This window comes from Bradyrhizobium sp. USDA 327, assembly GCF_041262065.1.
Taxonomy (GTDB): domain Bacteria; phylum Pseudomonadota; class Alphaproteobacteria; order Rhizobiales; family Xanthobacteraceae; genus Bradyrhizobium; species Bradyrhizobium liaoningense.
The window spans coordinates 7,664,634-7,684,202 of sequence record NZ_JBGCCW010000001.1; the positions used below are offsets into that span (position 1 = coordinate 7,664,634).

19 protein-coding genes, 1 tRNA gene and 1 pseudogene are annotated in these 19,569 nt (G+C 63.6%); 9 read left to right on the plus strand and 12 right to left on the minus strand.

What is annotated here, in order from left to right; translation table 11 throughout:
• Positions 1 to 103: 103 nt before the first annotated feature.
• The 3 genes from fmt to ABIA42_RS36125 all read left to right on the plus strand — a co-directional run bounded on the left by fmt (position 104) and on the right by ABIA42_RS36125 (position 2,123).
• Positions 104 to 1,027 carry a methionyl-tRNA formyltransferase gene (gene fmt, locus ABIA42_RS36115; RefSeq protein ID WP_370116294.1) on the plus strand — a complete coding sequence of 308 codons (924 nt, stop codon included), beginning with the start codon at positions 104 to 106 and terminating at the stop codon, positions 1,025 to 1,027.
• Positions 1,027 to 1,764 carry a tRNA pseudouridine(38-40) synthase TruA gene (gene truA / locus ABIA42_RS36120; protein ID WP_271527225.1) on the plus strand — a complete coding sequence of 246 codons (738 nt, stop codon included), beginning with the start codon at positions 1,027 to 1,029 and terminating at the stop codon, positions 1,762 to 1,764. Before fmt ends, truA begins: the two co-directional genes overlap by 1 nt.
• Before the next feature lie 68 nt (positions 1,765 to 1,832).
• On the plus strand, positions 1,833 to 2,123 hold the full coding sequence (locus ABIA42_RS36125) for a GIY-YIG nuclease family protein (RefSeq protein WP_370123744.1): 291 nt from the start codon (positions 1,833 to 1,835) through the stop codon (positions 2,121 to 2,123).
• Between the two features lie 141 nt (positions 2,124 to 2,264).
• Here the strand turns inward: ABIA42_RS36125 and dapE are convergent, their stop codons facing one another.
• The 10 genes and pseudogenes from dapE to rpmH all read right to left on the minus strand — a co-directional run bounded on the left by dapE (position 2,265) and on the right by rpmH (position 10,934).
• On the minus strand, positions 2,265 to 3,431 hold the full coding sequence (gene dapE, locus ABIA42_RS36130) for a succinyl-diaminopimelate desuccinylase (protein ID WP_271527223.1): 1,167 nt from the start codon (positions 3,429 to 3,431) through the stop codon (positions 2,265 to 2,267).
• Between the two features lie 10 nt (positions 3,432 to 3,441).
• Positions 3,442 to 4,287, minus strand: a complete 846-nt coding sequence (gene dapD / locus ABIA42_RS36135; RefSeq protein ID WP_271527222.1) for a 2,3,4,5-tetrahydropyridine-2,6-dicarboxylate N-succinyltransferase — start codon at positions 4,285 to 4,287, stop codon at positions 3,442 to 3,444.
• Between the two features lie 180 nt (positions 4,288 to 4,467).
• Positions 4,468 to 5,154, minus strand: coding sequence for a pyrimidine 5'-nucleotidase (locus ABIA42_RS36140; RefSeq protein ID WP_370116291.1), 687 nt, complete (start codon positions 5,152 to 5,154; stop codon positions 4,468 to 4,470).
• A 14-nt stretch (positions 5,155 to 5,168) separates the two neighbouring features.
• Positions 5,169 to 6,155: a DUF1036 domain-containing protein gene (locus ABIA42_RS36145; RefSeq protein WP_370123741.1), complete on the minus strand. Its 987-nt coding sequence runs from the start codon at positions 6,153 to 6,155 to the stop codon at positions 5,169 to 5,171.
• Between the two features lie 197 nt (positions 6,156 to 6,352).
• Positions 6,353 to 7,241: pseudogene (gene argB / locus ABIA42_RS36150) on the minus strand (acetylglutamate kinase).
• A gap of 107 nt (positions 7,242 to 7,348) precedes the next feature.
• Positions 7,349 to 7,714 carry a DUF423 domain-containing protein gene (locus ABIA42_RS36155; RefSeq protein ID WP_370116289.1) on the minus strand — a complete coding sequence of 122 codons (366 nt, stop codon included), beginning with the start codon at positions 7,712 to 7,714 and terminating at the stop codon, positions 7,349 to 7,351.
• Complete coding sequence (yihA, locus tag ABIA42_RS36160; protein WP_370116287.1) at positions 7,714 to 8,367, minus strand: ribosome biogenesis GTP-binding protein YihA/YsxC; 654 nt, start codon at positions 8,365 to 8,367, stop codon at positions 7,714 to 7,716. Before yihA ends, ABIA42_RS36155 begins: the two co-directional genes overlap by 1 nt.
• A gap of 152 nt (positions 8,368 to 8,519) precedes the next feature.
• Entirely contained in the window at positions 8,520 to 10,370 is a 1,851-nt protein-coding gene (gene yidC / locus ABIA42_RS36165; protein WP_271527218.1) for a membrane protein insertase YidC, read from the minus strand.
• Positions 10,371 to 10,386: 16 nt separating this feature from the next.
• Positions 10,387 to 10,773, minus strand: coding sequence for a ribonuclease P protein component (rnpA, locus tag ABIA42_RS36170; RefSeq protein WP_061879588.1), 387 nt, complete (start codon positions 10,771 to 10,773; stop codon positions 10,387 to 10,389).
• A 26-nt stretch (positions 10,774 to 10,799) separates the two neighbouring features.
• Positions 10,800 to 10,934 (minus strand): 50S ribosomal protein L34, encoded by a 135-nt coding sequence (gene rpmH, locus ABIA42_RS36175; RefSeq protein WP_008542748.1) that lies wholly within the window; start codon positions 10,932 to 10,934, stop codon positions 10,800 to 10,802.
• Between the two features lie 407 nt (positions 10,935 to 11,341).
• Between rpmH and ABIA42_RS36180 the strand changes: the two genes are divergently transcribed.
• From ABIA42_RS36180 to ABIA42_RS36190, 3 genes are all read left to right on the plus strand, one after another.
• Complete coding sequence (locus ABIA42_RS36180) at positions 11,342 to 12,784, plus strand: ATP-binding protein (RefSeq protein ID WP_370123738.1); 1,443 nt, start codon at positions 11,342 to 11,344, stop codon at positions 12,782 to 12,784.
• Between the two features lie 266 nt (positions 12,785 to 13,050).
• Positions 13,051 to 13,127 (plus strand) — tRNA-Arg (locus ABIA42_RS36185).
• Positions 13,128 to 13,213: 86 nt separating this feature from the next.
• Complete coding sequence (locus ABIA42_RS36190) at positions 13,214 to 15,118, plus strand: DUF6538 domain-containing protein (RefSeq protein WP_370116284.1); 1,905 nt, start codon at positions 13,214 to 13,216, stop codon at positions 15,116 to 15,118.
• 54 nt (positions 15,119 to 15,172) lie between these two features.
• On the opposite strand, the gene ABIA42_RS36195 is transcribed toward ABIA42_RS36190, so the two are convergent.
• Together ABIA42_RS36195 and ABIA42_RS36200 are read right to left on the minus strand one after the other, a co-directional pair.
• Positions 15,173 to 16,579, minus strand: coding sequence for a primase-helicase family protein (locus ABIA42_RS36195; RefSeq protein WP_370116282.1), 1,407 nt, complete (start codon positions 16,577 to 16,579; stop codon positions 15,173 to 15,175).
• Between the two features lie 427 nt (positions 16,580 to 17,006).
• Positions 17,007 to 17,630: a tyrosine-type recombinase/integrase gene (locus ABIA42_RS36200; protein ID WP_370116280.1), complete on the minus strand. Its 624-nt coding sequence runs from the start codon at positions 17,628 to 17,630 to the stop codon at positions 17,007 to 17,009.
• A gap of 337 nt (positions 17,631 to 17,967) precedes the next feature.
• Here ABIA42_RS36200 and ABIA42_RS36205 point away from each other — a divergent pair, with 337 nt between their 5' ends.
• From ABIA42_RS36205 to queD, 3 genes are all read left to right on the plus strand, one after another.
• Positions 17,968 to 18,543, plus strand: a complete 576-nt coding sequence (locus ABIA42_RS36205) for a hypothetical protein (RefSeq protein ID WP_370116278.1) — start codon at positions 17,968 to 17,970, stop codon at positions 18,541 to 18,543.
• A 102-nt stretch (positions 18,544 to 18,645) separates the two neighbouring features.
• Positions 18,646 to 18,870 carry a hypothetical protein gene (locus ABIA42_RS36210; RefSeq protein ID WP_370116277.1) on the plus strand — a complete coding sequence of 75 codons (225 nt, stop codon included), beginning with the start codon at positions 18,646 to 18,648 and terminating at the stop codon, positions 18,868 to 18,870.
• Between the two features lie 340 nt (positions 18,871 to 19,210).
• Positions 19,211 to 19,567 carry a 6-carboxytetrahydropterin synthase QueD gene (queD, locus tag ABIA42_RS36215; RefSeq protein WP_271527216.1) on the plus strand — a complete coding sequence of 119 codons (357 nt, stop codon included), beginning with the start codon at positions 19,211 to 19,213 and terminating at the stop codon, positions 19,565 to 19,567.
• Positions 19,568 to 19,569 lie beyond the last annotated feature (2 nt).

A 19,569-nucleotide genomic window follows, 5' to 3' on the forward strand; every position in this document is an offset into this window, starting at 1 on the left:
GGGCATCCACGTTCTTTGTCGCTCCGAGCAGGAAGAACGTGGATGGCCGGGACAAGCCCGGCCATGACGAGTACCTTGCTCGTTTCGAGGATTGTCTCGCCACATGCCCCTTCGCCTCATCTTCATGGGCACGCCCGATTTCTCCGTGCCGACGCTGCTCGAGCTCGTCGCGCACGGCCACGAGATCGTGGCGGTCTACACCCGCACCCCGAAGCCGGGCGGGCGGCGCGGCCTGCAATTGCAGCCGACGCCGGTCGAGGAAGCTGCGCGAAAGCTCGGCATTCCCGTGCTGACGCCGAAGACGCTGAGGACGCCGGAGGCACTGGAAGAGTTTCGCGCATTCGAGGCCGATGCCGCCGTCGTCGTCGCCTACGGCATGATCCTGCCGCAGGCGATCCTCGATGCGCCAAAGCTCGGCTGCTACAATCTACACGCTTCGCTGCTGCCGCGCTGGCGCGGCGCCGCGCCCATCAACCGCGCCATCATGGCCGGCGATGCCGAAAGCGGCGTGATGGTGATGAGGATGGATGTCGGCCTCGACACCGGCGACGTCGCCATGGCCGAGCGCATCGCGATCTCCGACAGCATGACCGCGCTCGATCTGCACGATCGCCTGTCCCGGCTGGGTGCCGATCTGATGGTGCGCGCGATGGCCGCGCTCGAACGTGGCGAGCTCCAGCTCGAGAAGCAGGGCGAGGACGGCGTCACCTACGCCGCCAAGATCGAGAAGGCCGAGGCGCGGATCGACTGGACCAGACCGGCGCGCGCCGTGCTGCGCCACATCCACGGCCTGTCGCCGTTTCCCGGCGCCTGGAGCGAGCTTGAGGATGCGCGCGTCAAGATCCTGCGCTGCGAGCTCGCGCAAGGCGCGGGCGAGCCGGGCGCGGTGCTCGACGACCTCCTCACCATTGCCTGCGGCGAGGGCGCGATCCGCATCATCGAGCTCCAGCGCGAGGGCAAGGGCCGGATGCAGGCCGCCGACTTCCTGCGCGGCGTGCCCGTGAGCCCGCCGATGCGGTTCGGTTGATGCCCCGCTACAAGCTCACCATCGAATATGACGGCGCGCCGTTCTTCGGCTGGCAGGTGCAGGAGACGCTGCCGTCGGTGCAGGGCGCGCTGCAGGCTGCGGTGAAGGCGATGACCGGGGCGGATCTGCGCGTGCACGGCGCCGGCCGCACCGATGCCGGCGTGCATGCGCGCGGCCAGGTCGCCCATGTCGACGTCGACAAGCAGTTTCCGCCGGGCCGTTTTCGCGACGGGCTCAACGCGCATCTGCGCCCGCATCCGATCGCGGTGCTCGAGGCGGAGATCGTGCCCGACGATTTCGAAGCGCGCTTCTCGGCAGTCAAGCGCCACTACCGCTATCGCATCGTCAACACCCGCGCCAATCTCGCGCTCGACGCCGGCCACGCCTGGCGCGTGCCGCGCAAGCTCGATGCCGACGCGATGCACGCGGCGGCGCAGCGCCTGCTCGGCAAGCACGATTTCACCACCTTCCGCGACACCGAGTGCCAGGCCAAGTCGCCCGAGAAGACGCTCGACCAGCTCGACGTGCTGCGCGACGGCCGCGAGATCACGATTCTCACTTCGGCGCGCTCGTTCCTGCACAGCCAGGTGCGCTCGATGGTGGGATCGCTGGTCTGGGTCGGCGAGGGGCGCTGGACCGCCGACGATCTCTCCGCCGCCCTCGCAGCCCGCAACCGCGCCGCCTGCGGCGTCGTCGCCCCGCCGGAGGGACTGTATCTGATGAAGGTGGATTATTAGCGGCTGATGCCGACACAGGCGTCGTGGCCGGGCTTGTCCCGGCCATCCACGTGCGTCAACATGCAACCATGCATGGCGGATGGGTCTACATCCTGGCGAGCGCGCCGAATGGCATTCTGTATGTCGGTGTGACCAGCGACCTCATTCGTCGCATCTACGAGCATCGAAATGGACTCGTGCCTGGCTTCACCAAGAAGTACGGCGTCAAGCTGCTCGTTTATTTCGAGCGCTATGACAACATTCAAACCGCAATCCAGCGCGAGCACAACATCAAGCATTGGTCGCGGACGTGGAAGGTCAGGCTGATCTTGAAGGATAATCCGGAATGGCAGGATCTCTACGACACGATTGTCCAGTGAGGTGACCCAAGCTCTCACCACATCGTCATGGCCGGGCCTGTCCCGGCCATCCACGTTCTTTCTTGTCAGCGGGCGGCAAAGAACGTGGATGCCCGGGACAAGCCCGGGCATGACGGCGGAGGGTTTGGCAGCGGTTCGCGACTACCCGAAATACCGCGTCAGGATCCCGCGATACACCTTCGTCAGCTTCTCCAGATCCGTCACCGGCACGCGCTCGTCGACCTGATGCATGGTCTGGCCGACCAGGCCGAACTCGATCACGGGGCAATAGCTGGAGATGAAGCGCGCATCCGAGGTCCCACCGCTCGTCGACAGCTCCGGCTTGCGCCCAGTCACCTCCTCGATCGCGGACACCGCAAGTTCGGTGAAGGGGCCGGGCTTGGTCACGAACACGTTGGAGTTCGACGGCTCCCAGACGATGCGGGCCTTGATACGGTTGCCGCAGGCCTTGGCGAGGCGGGCCTCGACCAGCTCGCGCAGGCTCGCCTGCGTGTGGTTGTCGTTGTAGCGGATGTTGAATCTTGCGCGGGCCTCGCCGGGGATGACGTTGAACGCCTTGTTGCCGACGTCCACTGACGTGAATTCGAGATTGGAGGCCTGGAACTGCGCGCTGCCGTGGTCGAGCGGCTCGTCGGAGATCGCCACGATCAGCCGCGAAATGTCAGGCACAGGATTTGATGCGCGGTGCGGATAGGCGACATGGCCCTGCACGCCGTCGACATAGAGCGTGCCGGATTGCGAGCCACGGCGGCCGACCTTGATGGTGTCGCCGAGCGTCTCGACATTGGACGGCTCGCCGAGCACGCAATGGTCGAATGTCTCGCCGCGTTCGGCGGCCCATTTCAACAGCTTGACGGTGCCGTTGACGGAGACGTCTTCCTCGTCGCCCGTGATCAGGAACGAGATCGAACCTTTTCCGTCCGCACGCGGCTTGCCGCCATTGGCCGCGAGATGCTCCAGCACCGCAGCCACCGAGCAGGCGATGCCGCCCTTCATGTCGACCGCGCCGCGGCCGTGCAGGACACCGTCCTTCACCTCACCGGAGAATGCGCCGACGCTCCAGGCACTCTCGTCGCCAGGCGGCACCACGTCGGTGTGGCCGGCGAAGGTGATGTGCGGACCTTCCGTGCCGATCCGCGCGTAGAGATTTTCGACGTCGGCGGTGCCCGGCTCGCTGAAGGTTACGCGGTGGCAGGTGAAGCCGGCTGCGGTCAGGGCTTTTTCAAGCACACCGAGCGCGCCGGCATCGGCCGGGGTCACCGAGGGGCAGCGGATGAGATCGCGGGCAATGGACAGGGCATCGGTCATGCGCGTCGGATCAATCCCGCAGCAGCTCGTTGATGCTGGTCTTGGACCGCGTGCGTTCGTCGACGCGCTTGACGATCACGGCGCATGCGGTGCTCGGGCCGATCTGGCCGTTCTTCATCGGCTTGCCGGGCAGCGCGCCGGGCACCACGACGGAATACTCCGGCACTTCGCCCATGAAGATCTCGCCGGTCTCGCGGTCGACGATCTTGGTCGAGGCGCCCAGGAACACGCCCATCGCCAGCACCGCGCCCTTGCGCACGATCACGCCTTCGGCGACCTCGGAGCGCGCGCCGATGAAGCAATCGTCCTCGATGATGACGGGCTCGGCCTGCAGCGGCTCGAGCACGCCGCCGATGCCCGCGCCGCCCGAGATGTGCACGCGCTTGCCGATCTGCGCGCAGGAGCCGACGGTGGCCCAGGTGTCGACCATCGTGCTCTCATCGACGTAGGCACCGAGATTGACGAAGGACGGCATCAAGACGACGTTCTTGGCGATGAAGGCCGAGCGGCGGACGATGGCGCCCGGCACCGCGCGAAAACCGGCGTCGCGAAAACGGTTCTCGCCCCAGCCCTCGAACTTCGATGGCACCTTGTCCCACCAGGTCGCCTTGCCGGGGCCGCCGGGAATGACACCCATGTCGTTGAGGCGGAAGGACAGCAGCACGGCCTTCTTCAGCCACTGATTGACCTTCCACTTGCCGTCCGCGCCGCGCTCGGCAACGCGCGCCTCGCCCTTGTCGAGGATCTCCAGCGACTGGTCCACGGCCTCGCGCACCTCGCCCTTGGTCGTGGTCGAGATGCCGTCGCGCGCCTCGAAGGCGCTGTTGATGCTGGATTCGAGGGCTGCAAGGGACATCGGAATTTCCTCTAGGGAGCAGGAATTTTGGTGGATTGGGGCGCTTTTTCGGGATTTGGAAAGGTCAAGTCAAGCGCACATTCGCCTCTGCCGGGCTTGTCCCGGGCATACTCCACCGTCGTTCCGGATCCGCCCTTCGGGCGCCCGGGAATGACGATGCCTGGTTGACCCGCTATGGCCTCACCGCAGCGCCGCCAGGAACCCCGTCAGATCGTCCGTGACGTGGTCGACATGGGCGGCGTCGCGGCCCTCCAGTTCCCAGTCCTCGCGCACCACCTCTTTCGTCCCATCCGGTACCACCAGCACCGTGGTCATGCCGAGCTGGTGCGGGACGGTGAGGTTGCGGGCGAGGTCCTCGAACATGGCGGCGCGGGTCGGATCGACCGCATGCTGGCTGAGGAATTTCTGGTAGGTCTGCGGCGCCGGCTTGGGCTCGAATTCGGCGGCGATGATGTCGAACACGCCGTCGAAATGCGAGGCGAAGCCGAGCCGCGCCAGCACCGCGTCGACATGGTCGACCGAGCCGTTGGTGAGGATCAGCTTGCGGCCCGGCAGCTTTGCGATGGCAGCGCCGAGCGCCGGATTCGGCTCCAGCGGCGAGTGGTCGATCTTGTGGACGTAGGCGAGATAGTCGTCGGCGGAGACGCCATGCAGGGTCATCATGCCGCGCATCGTGGTGCCGAAGCGCCGGTAATAGTCCTTCTGGATCGCCCGCGCTTCCTCCGGGCCGACGTTCAGCCAGCTGCAAACGAACTCCCCGATCCGCGCATCGACCTGCTGCCACAGATTGACGTGATGCGGATAGAGCGTGTTGTCGAGGTCGAACACCCAGGTGTCGACATGCGCGAAGGTGCGGGGCGGGGTCATCACAGCTCTCTCACTCACGGCACCGCAAAGCGCAGCGTCTTGCCGCCGCTCGACATGTCCACGGCGCCAAAGCCCGTCGGCGCAAATCCGCGCGCGCCGCAATCGGTCTGCTCGCTCGTCTCGAACTTGGTCTCGCGCGTGCAGAGCTGCTTGTCGCCGCCCCAGTTCAGCGGCCGGTCCTTCAGCTTGACTACGCGGTTGTCGGCGTCGACCGCTTCCGCGAAGCTGAAGATCTGCTTGGGCTGGCCGGTCACATCGGGGTGCAGGCAGGTCTTGGGATCGATGCGATACCAGCCGCGGCTCGTCACGGACTTGCCGTCATCGGTCGCGATCGCGGCCATCACCTTGTGCGGGGTGTCGTTGCACCAGGTGAGGCCGGTCGCAGAGGGCGTCTGCACGGCGTCGACCATGGTCTTGAACAGGTTCGGCGAGGTCACGACGTCCGACGACAATCCGCGGCTCTTCAGGAAGGCGGCCAGCGCCGCTTGCGTCTTCGGCCCGTCGACGCCATCGATCGGAGCTGCGTCGTAGCCTGCGATCACCAGCAGCCGCTGGATGCCGGCGAGGCGCGCCTGCTCGTCGTCATATTCCGAGTCCTCGGCGAGATAGGCAACGAGGTTGCCATCCGCCCCTTGCGTCGGAGTCACTTGCGTGAACGCGGCCTGGGTCTGGCCGCTGCGGCATTGTCGCGCCGCGGCGATGACGAAATTGTCCTGTGCGACGCACAGCATGTCGCGGCCGCTCTGCGGGATCGGGGAAGCGCCGTAGACGCCGAGCGCGCGGGCATTGAGCAGGATGCGGTCGGCCGTCAGCGTGCCCTGCACTACCACGCGGCAGCTGGCGGGATCGATCCTGAACCAGCCGCGCGTCGCGGTCGCCGCCTTGTCGTCGATGCCGATCGCGGCCTCCACGACATAGGACATGCGGTTGCAGATCTTGAGGTCGGCAAAGGCCGGCGCGGAGGAGAACAGGAACGAGACGATCGCTGCCGGCAGCGTCATCAGGAAGCGCGTGAGAGGCGGGCGGCTGGTTCGTCGCTCTCTCCATTCGTCATGGCCGGGCTTGTCCCGGCCATCCACGCGTTTGCCAAGAGAGGAAAGGTCGTGGATGCCCGGGCCTTCGCCGCGCCGAAGCGGCTTCGGCCGCGCAGGCGGGACAAGCCCGGGCATGACGGCTTTCGTGCGTGGCGTCTTCCGCGTCACTTGTGGATCAGCGTGCCCGTGCCCTGGTTGGTGAAGAGCTCGAGCAGCACGGCGTGTGGCATCTTGCCGTCGATGATGACGACGCCCTGCACGCCCTGCTCCAGCGCGTAGATGCAGGTCTCGACCTTCGGGATCATGCCGCCCGAAATGGTGCCGTCGGCGATCAGCTTTCGCGCGTCCTTGACCGAGAGCTGCGGGATCAGCTTCTTCGACTTGTCGAGCACCCCCGGTACGTCAGTGAGCAGCAGGAGGCGCTTGGCCTTCAGCGCGCCCGCGACGGCGCCCGCAAAGGTGTCGGCGTTGATGTTCAGCGTCTGCCCGTCCTGCGAGGTCGCGAGGTGGAGCCAGCACCGGGATCAGCTCGTAGCCGATCAGCTGGTTGAGCAGCGTGAGGTCGACCTTCTCCGGGTCGCCGACGAAACCGAGATCGATCGCCTTCTCGATGTTCGAGCCCGGATCGACGATGGTGCGCGTCGTCTTCGACGCCTTCACCATGTTGCCGTCCTTGCCTGACAGCCCGACGGCCTTGCCGCCTGCTTCGTTGATGTAGCCGACGATCTGCTTGTTGACGGAGCCGGCCAGCACCATCTCGACGATCTCGATGGTCGCAGCATCGGTGATGCGCAGGCCGGCGGCGAATTCCGAGACGATGCCGAGGCGCTTGAGCATGGTCGCGATCTGTGGGCCGCCGCCATGCACCACCACCGGATTGATCGCGGTCTGCTCCAGCAGCACGATGTCGCGGGCAAAGTTCTTCGCAGTTGCCTCGTCGCCCATGGCATGGCCGCCATATTTGATGACGATGGTTTCCTCGTCATACTGCTGCATGTGCGGCAGCGCTTCGGACAGGATGCGGGCCTGGTCGAGCGGAGAGATGTCGGTCATGTCGCGGTCTCGCTGGCGGGACGGTCGGTGCGCGTTCTATCCGATTGCCGGGCGCGGCGCAAAGTGTGGCGTTCCTTTTTACCCTCCAGGGGAGGGTAAGAGGCGCGCTACCTGTTCGCCGCGACCGCCGCCAGCGTCACCGCGAGCCAGCTCGCAATCATCACCATTCCACCCGTCGGCGCCGCGTAGGGAAACAGCGCGTGACCCGCATATTGCCGCAAGGCGAGGTCGCCCGCGAACAGCGCGGCGCCGATCACGAAGCCGAACGTGGCAACGAGGCAAATTCCGCCATGCAGAAGGCCGCGCGCGAGCAGCGCGACGGCGGCAAGTATGGCTGTTGCATGAAACAGCAGCATGGCGCTCGCCGACGCCAGCCGGCTCGCATCCGCGCCGTGGGCGGAGGCGGCGGCCAGCGCGACGCCGGCGGCGCCCATCATTCCGGCAAGCCCGATCAGGAGGCGATGGGCCACCATTACTTGCTCCGCTCTTCCAGGAGCTTTGCCATCGCGGCGCGCAGGCTCTCCATGCCGGTCGAGCTGCGCGACGAGGTCGCGAGCACGGTCGGGAACGCGGCCGGATGCTTGGCCAGCGCGGCCTCGGTCTCGGCGATGCGCGCCTGCAGCTCGGAGGCCTTCACCTGGTCTGTCTTGGTCAGCACGATCTGGTAGCTGACGGCGGAACGGTCGAGCGTCCCAAGCACTTCAAGATCGACGTCCTTGAAGCCGTGCCGCGCGTCGACCAGCACGTAGACGCGCGCCAGCGAGGCGCGGCCGAGCAGGAATTTGTGGATCAGCTCGGTCCAAGACGCGACCTGGCTCTTCGGCGCCTTGGCATAGCCGTAGCCGGGCATGTCGACGAGGCGCAGGTCGCTTTTCCCGGGCACCTCGAAGAAGATCAGCTCCTGGGTGCGGCCCGGCGTATGCGAGGTGCGCGCCAGGCCGTTGCGCCCCGTCAGCGCGTTGATCAGGCTGGACTTGCCGACATTGGAGCGGCCGGCAAAGGCGATCTCCAGCCCCGCCATCGGCGGCAGCGTGGCGATCGAGGGCGAGGCCCAGATGAACTGCCAGTCGCGGGCAAACAGCTTTCGCCCGGCTTCGATCAGCTTGTCGTCTGACTTGTCTGTCATATGAAAGTCTATCCTCGCGTCATGGCCGGGCTTGTCCCGGCCATCCACGTTCGTCCGCATGGCACCCTCCAAAACGTGGATGCCCGGGACAAGCCCGGGCATGACGATGTGGAGGCATTTGCGCCCGCATGACCGGGAACGCTCGCGTGAAGCTACGTCGCCTTCCGCGCGAACGTCGCCTTGAGATTGTCGAACAGCTCCACCTTCACGCCGTTGCGTCGCATGATGTAGCTCTGCTGGATCACCGAGAGCAGGTTGTTCCAGGCCCAGTAGATCACGAGGCCTGCGGGGAAGCCCGCCAGCATGAAGGTGAAGATCAGCGGCATCCAGTTGAAGATGAGCTGCTGCGTCGGATCCGGCGGCGTCGGGTTCAGCTTCATCTGGAACCACATCGTGATGCCCATGATGATCGGCCAGATGCCCAGCGCGAGGTAGTGGCCGAACACCGGGATCGTGGTCGGATCGAACGGGAGCAGCCCGAACAGGTTGAACAAATTGGTCGGATCCGGCGCCGAGAGGTCCTTGATCCAGCCGTAGAACGGCGCGTGCCGCATCTCGATGGTGACGAACAGCACCTTGTAGAGCGAGAAGAACACCGGGATCTGGATCAGCACGGGAAGACAGCCGGCGACCGGATTGATCTTCTCCTTGCGGTAGATCTCCATCATCTCCTGCTGCTGCTTCACCTTGTCGTCGGGATAGCGCTCCTTCAGCGCCATAAGCTGCGGCTGGATCGACTTCATCTTCGCCATCGAGGCGTAGGACTTGTTCGCCAGCGGGAAGAACAAGAGCTTCACGATCACGGTCACGAGCAGGATCGAGATGCCGAAATTGCCGAAGAAACGGAAGAAGAAGTCCAGCCCGAGGAACATCGGCTTGGTGATGAAGTAGAACCAGCCCCAGTCGATCAGCAGATCGAAATGATTGAGGCCGAGCTCCTTGTTGTAGCCGCCGAGCCCGGCGAACGGGAACACGCCGACGACGCCGGCTTCCTTGGCGCCGGCGAACAGCCGCGCGTTCGCCGTGCCGGTGCCGCCGATCGGGACGGTGACGGGATCGAGCAGGTAGTCGGTCTGGTAGGTGTGGACGTTGCCGACCGGGTTCGACGAGAAGCGCGCCTGGAGCTGGGCATTGGTGTCCGGCAGCAGCGCCGAGGCCCAGTACTTGTCGGTGATGCCGAGCCAGCCATTGGTGACCTTGAAGTTCACCGCCTTGGCTTCGTCGATCTTCTTGTAGGCGTATTCCTGCAAGCCCTGGTCGCCGAGATAGCCGATCAGGCCCTCGTGCAGGATGTAATAGCCCGACACCTGCGGCGCGCCATGGCGCGAGATCAGCGCGAACGGATAGAGCGTGACCGGCGCGTTGCCGACATTGCTCACCTCGTCCTTGACGGTGAAGAGATAGTGGTCGTCGACGGCAATGGTGCGGCGGAAGGTGAGGCCCTCGCCGTTGTCCCATTTCAGCACCACCGGCGTCGTCGGCGTCAGGCTGCCGCTGCCGTCCTGCTGCCAGACGGTCTGGGCATCGGGCATCTTCGCCGTCACGCCCGTCGCCGCCACCCAGCCGAACTCGGCGTAGTAGGGCTCCGCTGTGCCCGAAGGCGAATAGAGGACGATCGGCGGCGACTTCGGGTCGACCGTTTCGCGGAATTGCACCAGCGCGATGTCGTCGATCCGGCCGCCCTTCAGCGAGATGCTGCCGGCGATGCGCGGGGTTTCGATCTTCACGCGCGGGCTGGCTGCAATGGCGGCCTCGCGGGCGACGACCGGCTGGGCCTGCTGGCTCGCGCCCGGCGTTGCCGGCTGGGTCACGCTGCCCGGCTGCGGCGCGGTGCCGGGTGTCGCCGAGGCCGTCGGCTGCGGCGTGGTCTTCTGGAGCTCGGTCTGCGCCTGCTGCTGGGCGCGCTGCTTCTCCATCTGCGGCACGTTGTAGAAATACTGCCAGGCGATCAGCACCAGGCCGGACAGAATGACGGCGAGGATGGTATTGCGATTATCGGTCATCTCGAATGTCTCGTCATCAATCCGGTTTGCGGCTGGCAGCGGGAGCGGGGCCGGGCCTCTGGCCGCGCGCTTTGGCCGTATGCCGCGCGGGCTTCGTGAACGCTATGCGCAGATCGTCGAGCATGGTGGCGAAGTCGCGCGAGAGCGCGTCCCTTCGTCCGACTAGCACATAGTCATGATGAGGCTGCATCGACACCGGATCGAGCCGCTTCACCAATTCGCGAAGCCGGCGCCGGATGCGATTGCGCTCTGGGGCGTTGCCGTTCTTTTTGGTGACGGTGAAGCCGATCCGGATCGGACCAAAGTCATCGCGGCGACGGCTTTGCAGGACGAACGCGGGACTATTCACCCGCGCGCCATTGGCAACGGCGAGGAAATCCGCCCGCTGCCTCAGCCGATCCATGATGAAATCCCAAAAGGGAGGCCGACTCAGGCGCTCAGACGCTTGCGGCCGCGGGCGCGGCGGGCGGCGAGGACCTTGCGGCCGCCGGCAGTGGCGAGGCGGGCGCGGAAGCCGTGACGGCGCTTGCGCACCAGTTTGCTGGGTTGATAAGTCCGCTTCACGGGTTTTTCTCCGCTGACCGGGCAATTTGCCTGTAGAATTGATGGTAAAGTCCGGAAGATGCGGCCCAAAACGGGCCTTTTTCCGGCCCCAAGAGAGCCGCTCCCGGTGTCGCACCGGGTCATCGCGGACAATTTGCGCGGCTTATAAGGGAGCGTCTTCTTTTCGTCAACGCCGCACAAGCGCGCGATTCCGGTGAATATCGCTGTTTGTGCGGGGTTTTTAACCCTCGAGGTGGCGACTCGCGATATCAGCGCATACATCCCACCTCGGCAGATTAGCGATCCGTAATTTGACCGCACTCCGGGCGGGCCGCATCCTCCATCAGCCAAGGCCAACAGGGGCGAATTTCGTGGTAGCCACAGATCGCCAGCCGATCCAGGATCTGGATCAGCCGGACCAGCCGGCGATGCGCCCCCGCGGGACGCGCGGGCTCGGGCTGTCTGGCAAGCTGTTGCTGCTCACCATTCCCCTGGTGATGATCGCCGCCGTGCTGCTCTACGTGCCGGCCATCGCCAATTTCTGGGTCAACCGGCTGAACGACCGCGTTGCGGCGGCCAACACGGCGGCGCTGGTGCTGGATGCGGCGCCGCTCGGCATGGTTCCCGATTCGCTGTCGCGCCAGATCCTGAAAAGCATCAACGCCCGTGCCGTCGCCATCAAGATGGGCCAGCAGCGCCGTCTGCTCGCCAGCGACAACATCCCGTCCGCCCTCGAGCATGACATCGACCTGCGCGACATGACGGCCTGGGAGGCGATCACCGGCTCGTTCCGGATGATGCTGGAGACCGGAAACCAGGCAATTCGCATCGTCGGACCCGGGGTCGGCAATGCCCAGTTCATCGAGATCGTCACCGACGAGCTGCCGCTGCGGCAGCAGATGTACCGCTTCTCCCGCAACCTCGTGGTGGTCGCGCTGATCATCGCGGTGCTGACTGCGGGTCTCGTCTATCTCGCGCTCCATTATCTCTTCGTACGCCCGATGCGGCGGCTGACGGCGAGCCTTGTCGGCTTCCATGAGAACCCCGAGAGTTCGGCCGGGATCATCGTGCCGAGCCAGCGCAGCGATGAGATCGGGGTAGCCGAGCGGGAATTGTCGGACATGCAGCGCGATCTGATGTCGATGCTGCATCAGAAGAGCCGGCTCGCCGCCCTCGGCCTCGCCGTCTCCAAGATCAATCACGATCTGCGCAATCTGCTCGCCTCGGCCCAGCTCCTGTCGGACCAGCTCGCCAGCGTGCCGGATCCGCGGGTGCAGCGCTTTGCGCCCAAGCTCGTGCGCTCGCTCGAGCGCGCCATCGCCTTCTGCCAGTCGACATTGTCCTACGGCCGCGCCCAGGAGGCCGCGCCCGACCGCCGCATGATCCTGATCGAGCCGGTCGTGATGGAGGTGCGCGAGACCGCGGGGCTCGCCAACGATGTCTCGATCGCCTGGGTCGCCGCGATCGAGCGCGGGCTTGCGGTCGATGCCGATCCCGACCAGCTGTTCCGTGTATTGCTCAACCTCGTCCGCAACGCCGCCCAGGCGCTCGAAAGCCACGCGTCGGGTGAGGGCCGCGTCCAGCAGATCCGGATCACCGGGAAACGAGAAGGCGCCGTCGCGATCATCGAGGTCTCCGACACCGGCCCCGGCGTCCCCCAGAAGACCCGGGAGCACCTGTTCGAGGCCTTCCAGACCTCCGGCCGACCCGGCGGCAGCGGCCTTGGCCTCGCCATCGCAGCCGAGCTGGTCCGCGCCCATGGCGGCGACATCCACCTGGTCGAAGGCACCATCGGCGCCACCTTCCGGATCGTCATCCCCGATCGCCCCGTGGAACTGCTCTCGATCCGCAACGAGCGGGCCAGGGCGTAGTCGGCCAGCGGCCGAGTGAGCGAGTCATTCCGGGACTGCGCGAAACGCCGAACCCGGAATCCAGAGGTTTTGAGGCGAGATTCCGCATTTCTCGCTGATCGAGCCCGGAATGTCCTGAGCGAAGCCGTCGTCGCCCTGCAAAATCTCCCCATCCCGGACCTTGCCAATCGGGACAAGAGCGGTTAGTCAGAGCGCTCTTTCGCACCCCTCCCGGTCCTCCGGGAGTTGCGTCGCGGGTCATGCCCGCTATCGCTGTTTGCGAAAATGCGCCCGTAGCTCAGCTGGATAGAGCATCAGACTACGAATCTGAGGGTCGGACGTTCGAATCGTTCCGGGCGCGCCATCATCTCGCGAAGCCATTGTTTCTCGGGAAAAAATCGACAAATCAATAGCTTCGTCCTGCCGCACTGGTATCAAGCGGTGGGATCAATGGTGCGTGTCGTGGGACTTGGTCTGATACAGAACGAGCATGGCGTTTGGTGTGTGCGCCGGAAGGTGCCCAAGCGTCTCGAAGAAGCAGTCGCAAGAGTTCAGGGAGCGTCGAGAGCGCGGCAGCCATGGCTCAAACGTTCATTGCGCACGAAGGACGAGAAGCGCGCCAAGGTTCTCGCAAAGCCGGTCATGATAGAATTCGACCGCGTCCTCGCCCAAGCCGAGGCTCTACTTGTCGAACGGCCCGTTCGCACCTCCCTGACCGAAGCCGAAATCAAGACCATCAGCGACTATTTCTATGCCCACGAGCTGGGCGCAGATGAAGAGCTTCGCGAGGAGGGCATCGGGTCCGATGAGGTGTTTGCGGACGTTCACCGTCAGCTCACCGAAGCCGGAGTTGAGTTCGCTGCTCCATTTGAGGTCCCGCAGACGACTTCCGGTCTCTCCGACAGGATGATGCACAAAATCGAGGAGGACACCTCGACGGTGCTTCCCGCCCTCAAAGAAGCCTTGGCACGCGGCAAGGTCGATTTCATCCGCTACGAGGTGAACGAGCTGCTTCAGGTCTTTCGCATCAACCTCGACCCCGATAGTCCCGACTTTCGCAAGCTGGCACTCGCGGTCATGAGGGCGGAGGTCCGCGCATTGGAGGCAGTTCAAGCGCGACACCGTGGTGAGCCCATTGAGAGCCCGAAGCTGGTCGAGCCCAGCGGCGTCCTCAACGTCTCCTCGTCAGGCTCAGGGCTTCGTGCTGCTTACGAAGGCTGGCTCAAGGTCACCCCCCGCAGGAAGAGCACCACCATGGAGTTTGAACGCGGCATCGAGCGCTTCATCGAACTGCACGGTGACCTTGACGTAACCAAGATCAACCGAGGTCATGTCCGCCAGTTTCGTGACGCTGCGCAGCTCGTGCCAGCGAAGAGGTCGGGGAAGCTCTTGAAGGCTCCTCTGCCCGAGCTTGCCGCTTACTCGCGCAAGCATCCTGAACTTCCTCGGATCAAGGCCGCAACCATCAACAAATGGCTGAACTGCTTGGGCGCGGTGCTGAACTGGGCACGAAACAACGGCATCATCCCCGACGACATGCCGTGGTCCGATCCTGTCAAAGGAATGAGGCTGCGGGAGACGCGATCCACACGACAGCCTTGGGAGCCACAGGAGCTGAAGGCCCTCTTCTCCTCACCAGTGTACGTTTCGGGAGAACGGCCCGCAGGTGGAAAGGGTGAAGCGGCGTTCTGGCTGCCGCTGCTCGGAGTTTTCAGTGGTGCTCGCCTGAACGAACTTGCGCCGATGTGCGTGGAGGACGTGAAGACCGACGACCCTACAGGCGTCCGTTTCCTCACTGTGATCGAGGCGGAGGAAGAAGGCAGAAGCGTGAAGACTGAAAGCTCTCTACGCGCCATCCCCGTGCACTCCGAACTGATCCGCATTGGCTTTCTGGAGTTCGTGGAGCACGTCAGCGCTGGAGGCGGACAATCAGCACGGCTGTTTCCACAGCTCACACCGGGCCCCAAGGGGCTCTTTGGGGAAGCCTTCTCGAAATGGTTTGGCCGCTACAAGCGCCAGCTCGGCATCACCAACCCGGACAGCGTGTTTCACTCATTCCGCCACGGCTTCAAGGACGCTTTGCGCGCAGCAGGCGTGAACGAGGACATCAACGATGCGCTCACAGGACATAGTGGCAACAATCCGGTAGCCCGGGACTACGGATGGAAGGAAATGGCTCGTCGGTTTGGCTTCCAGAGGCTTTCAGAGGCCGTTGAGAAGGTCCGCTACCCCGGCCTCAACCTTTCCCATGTCCGATGGACGCCCGACCACATGAGCACACGAGGGGCCAAGAGAGCCCGTGGTGGACCGGGTAGGCGTGTCGTTCCCGGCCCGCAAAAACCTCGGAAAACGTAGGGGAGCAGCGTGCGGACCGGGTAGGCCGGGGTGCCTTCGAAACTCTTACTGACATCAGAATTTGTGGTCCTCGTCGTCCCCGTCTTCCTCCACTGCCGGGAGTACGTACATGCGCACCTTTCGGTCCCCCACCGGTTTGCGAGCCTGTGTGGCCCCCGCCAGCTTCATCGCGCTACCTACCTCCTTGGTATTTTTCGCCTGCGCGCTGTAGCCATCTTTCGCCAACTGGCGCGCGAGGGCGTCAAAGGAGAACTCGGCTCCAAGCTCGCGACGGAAGTGGCCGCTGACGACGGCGTCGATGATGTAGGTATGTAGCGGGTGCTCGCTCTCCGCGATGATCTGCTTCTTCGCCTCAGTCATCGGCGGTCGCCGGAAGGGGCTAAACCCGGACAGGTCGCGCTTCATCAGGAAACCGTAAAGAGCGTTCATAGCCTCTGGGGTTTCGATGTAGCCGTAAAGGCGGTCGTAGTAGTCGTCCTGACGTGGCTGGGCCTTGCTGTTGAACACGAAGTAGCGGCGGTCGCCTTCTTCGATGTTCAGCGGAGCGCTGTGGTTCGAGAACATGATAAACCGGGCGTAGTTCTCGATTTCAAGCTGTGGGCCGTATTTGATGTTGGCGCTGACGGTGGGCTCGGTGATGAGCGGCTTGAGCTTGTTGGCCAAGTCCCAATTTCCTGCCTCGTAGACTTCGTCCACCTGCACCACGAGTTTGCCAATGAGCCAGCCATCAAAGGAACTCTTGAGGTCCTTGGTTTGCGCGACGCGGCTGTTCTGTTCGCCAACCAAACGGCGCACCACGGTCCCCAAGGTCGACTTGCCGATGCCTTTGGCTTCGCTGGTGATCAATAGCGCGTGCCCGACCCGTTCCTGCGGGCGCTGCACCAGATGCGCAAGGAAGTTCAGGACGTGCTCGATGGCGGCGCTGTCATTGTCAAAGATGTACGCGAGATGCTCAAGGAAAACCGTGGGCTCCTCGGTGTAGCCCTCCCCGTCCCAAGGCGGGGGTGTCCACAGGTTGAGCACGCGGCAACCGTCGCGGTCGTGTGAAATCTCGGGCTCGCCGGGAAGAAACTCGACCCGTTCCGCGATGACAAACACGCCGTTGTAAGGTTCATCGTGATACTCAGGTTCGTAGTACTGCGACAGAACCGTCTCGAAGGATGGAAACCAGACCTTCTTTCGCCCTCCACTATCGTAGTAACGAAAGCCGTACTCCGCCTTTGCGATCCGCATCCACACGTAGTCCTGGAGGGGCGCCATCTTCAGCGGATTGCGACGCAGGACGATCCCGCCGTGCTGTGCAGTCCAAGCGTACTTGTCGCAGACCTTTTTCATGGCCTGCTCGCATCGCTCTTCGAACTCGGGTGTGCCCACGCGGGGCAAATCATCTTGAACTTCGGTGTCGGGGGATTGATCTGTCGATTGCATTTTCAGGGAGCTATGCGTGCTGCCGTTCGTCACGGCGCATCCTTCTTGTTCTGTCTGCGGAACTACCGGGCGCATGCGGAGCCTAAAGGCCGTCCGCGCGTGCCACTGAGATAGTCAGCTCATCGCGTGAACGCAAATCTCAATCGCTGGGAACTTGATGTTCTTTCAAATCAGTGGCGCTTCCGCATAGACATAAACTGAGGCACGTGAGCGACTGCTCAGGAGCGGGTCACGCCAGAGGCCCGGGCCGTGGCGGTCTCGGGTCAATCGCTCGGAAGCCGGGATTTCGCGGTCCGAGGTCCGCGTCCCACCCGGTCAATGACTTATTTTCATTGCAATGCAGTTCTTGCATCGACGGATGTGGCGGAAATCAGCTCGGGATCGACCCTAACAGGTCCGCTTCCCACGCAGCGATAAACTTATCCGCACTGGACATAAACAATTGAGTGCGGTGCCGGGATCATTCCCGCCAAAAGTTGCGGAACCGCGAGGGCGACAGCTCGGTGTATCGCACGGTGTGCTGAATGTTCTTGTGCCCGAGGTAGGCCTGAAGCGCGCGGGTATCGTGCCCCTTGGAGGCCAGCGCAAACCCGCAGGCGTGCCGCAGCATGTGCGGGTGGGCTTTGAACCCGAGGTCCGCCTGCGCGCCTGCACGCTCGACCATGCGCGCAAAGCCCGCCGTGGTGAACGGCGTCCCACGCTCCGACGTGAACACAAAGGGCGACTTGGGCTCTTGCTCACGCTGAAGCCGCCGTAGCCGCCGCAATTCGTCCCCGAGGATCGGGTGTGTGCTCGGGCTGCCCTGCTTGACCCTGCGGACGTGCAGGGTGGCCGTTGCGAAGTCGATCTGATCCCAGCGAAGGTCCGCCAGCTCGGCCGCCCGCAGGCCATGGCGGTAGGCCACGAGGATCATGGTGCCGTCCCGGTGACCCCAACGGTTGCCCTTGGTGGCCTCAAGCAGCCGCTCGACCTCGGCCTCTGTCAGGTACTCGCGGGTCCGCAGGTCGGCATTGGGGAGGCGCTTCGGCGTGACTGTTCGATTTACGGTGGATGGCTTGACGAGCTTGAGATGCGATTTGGCCATGGTTTCCTGCACACGCGACCAGAGACTGTCCGAAGAATGGCCGAATTACGAACAGTTTTCAATGCCCGGTCTGTCCACCGTAGCTTTTTTCGGGTCCCCTTTTTGCCACCGGGCCCCTTGGGGCGAAGGCCGTACGGGCCGATTTCAAATAATTGGTCTTTGAGCCCGCCGCCGCCGCCCGGCTCGCCAGCGCTCAACCGTCTCGACTGAAGGACGGTTTGTGGCTAGATACCGCTGCGCACAACTGCAGGCTGCACCTCGTTCCGGCCGGGGCTCCGAAGGGGCACCTTCGGGGGAATGACTGCGGTCAATGGATATGGGCAAGGGGAAACGCGAAATGCAGACCACCACCGAGGTGCGACTGGACGAGCTGTATAAAATGGTCGCTTACATCTACAGCGACAAGAACATGACGCGGACGGCCACGGCTACCTTCGCACACTTTGTCGAGGTCTGCGGCATGCTGACAATCCATGATCGCAAGAAACGGCGCGAGGGGTTCGATGTGACGGATGCGCTGTGTAAGGCGCTCGGTTGGTATTTTCCTTTGCTGGCAAAATTTGGCGTTCGCAGCGTTGAGGAGCTTGTGTTCCGGAAGTTCCCCAAGGTTTGTCCGTATTGCAGATCGGCGCCCCACATGGAAGGCGCTTGCAAGCTGGTGCGCGGCACTGGATCAACGGTCAACCATGCCGAGGTTGTGAGGCTCTATCGCGAGAACTGGTCCAGCCGCCCTGCGACGCTGAACGGTTGGCAGGCAATGTTTCAGAACATCTATCCAAGGTCCCTTGAGGAGCATGGACGAAGCACGATTGAACGGCAGTTGGCATTTCGTGTTTCGTCATTATCTCACGACGCCAAGGCATGTCAGGCGCTTCGTAAATTCTCTGAGTGTCGCCTTAGCAGCTCTTTCTGATCACGCAGACCGGGTGGATTTAGCGTTGATGACCGTCTTGGAGCTGTATGAGCCCTCGGTGTACGCTTGGTTGCGCCGAAATATTGATATGGTGGTGAGCTGATGGCGGAACAAGATAAAGAGCTTGCGGCCTCATTGAAGGACCTCACCGAAGCTGCAAAAAGTCCTGAGGGCGCGCGCAACATTCTCGCTATGCTCTTTCCCAAGGCCGATCAGGTGCTGGAAACCTACATTTCCAGCGAACCAAGTAATGCATATGCACTCAAAAGACAGCGGCGCATTCCGCAGGAAACTACGAGCGTGTCAGCCGTAGCTTCGAGAGGCTGATCGACTTGAACGTTCTGAAGGAGAGGGCGCTGGACTTGCTCGACAGGGCGCCGAACGAGGAGAACACGGCGACCGTCACGCGTTTCCTTCGTGCATTGGAGAGAAGCGAAAGTAGCAGTTTCTGATGATTTGCGGGCGGTAGAGAGTGCTTGCTCGTGGTATAGCCAAGTGGTATCAGCTTGCACGGCAGGAATTGAAATTCTCTAGAATTATCAATTGGCTATGACTTGGCGGTTCGCCTCGTTCCGGGCGCGCCATTCTTCGACGCAGGTCAGGACAAGGCAGCATCTGGTCGCCAGACCGGGCCGAGACCGGATGGCCACGCCGTGTGAGGAGCTGGATGAGGATATCGCAGGCGTTCAAGTTCGAGGCGGCGCATCGGCTGCCAAATGTGCCCGAGACTCACCGGTGCAGCCGGCTGCATGGCCATTCCTATCGGGTCGAGGTCCAGCTGGACGGTCCGGTGGACCCGCACACCGGCTTCGTCGCGGACTTCTTCGATATCGAAAAATGCTTCGCCGACATCATGGGCGCGCTGGATCACCAATGCCTGAACGAGGTCGAAGGGCTCGAGAATCCAACCGCCGAGAATATCGCGGTCTGGATCTGGGATCGATTGAAGCCGGGCCTTCGGCAGCTATCGGCGGTCCGGGTCTATGAGACGGCAGACTGCTGGGCCGAATATCAGGGGCGGTGACG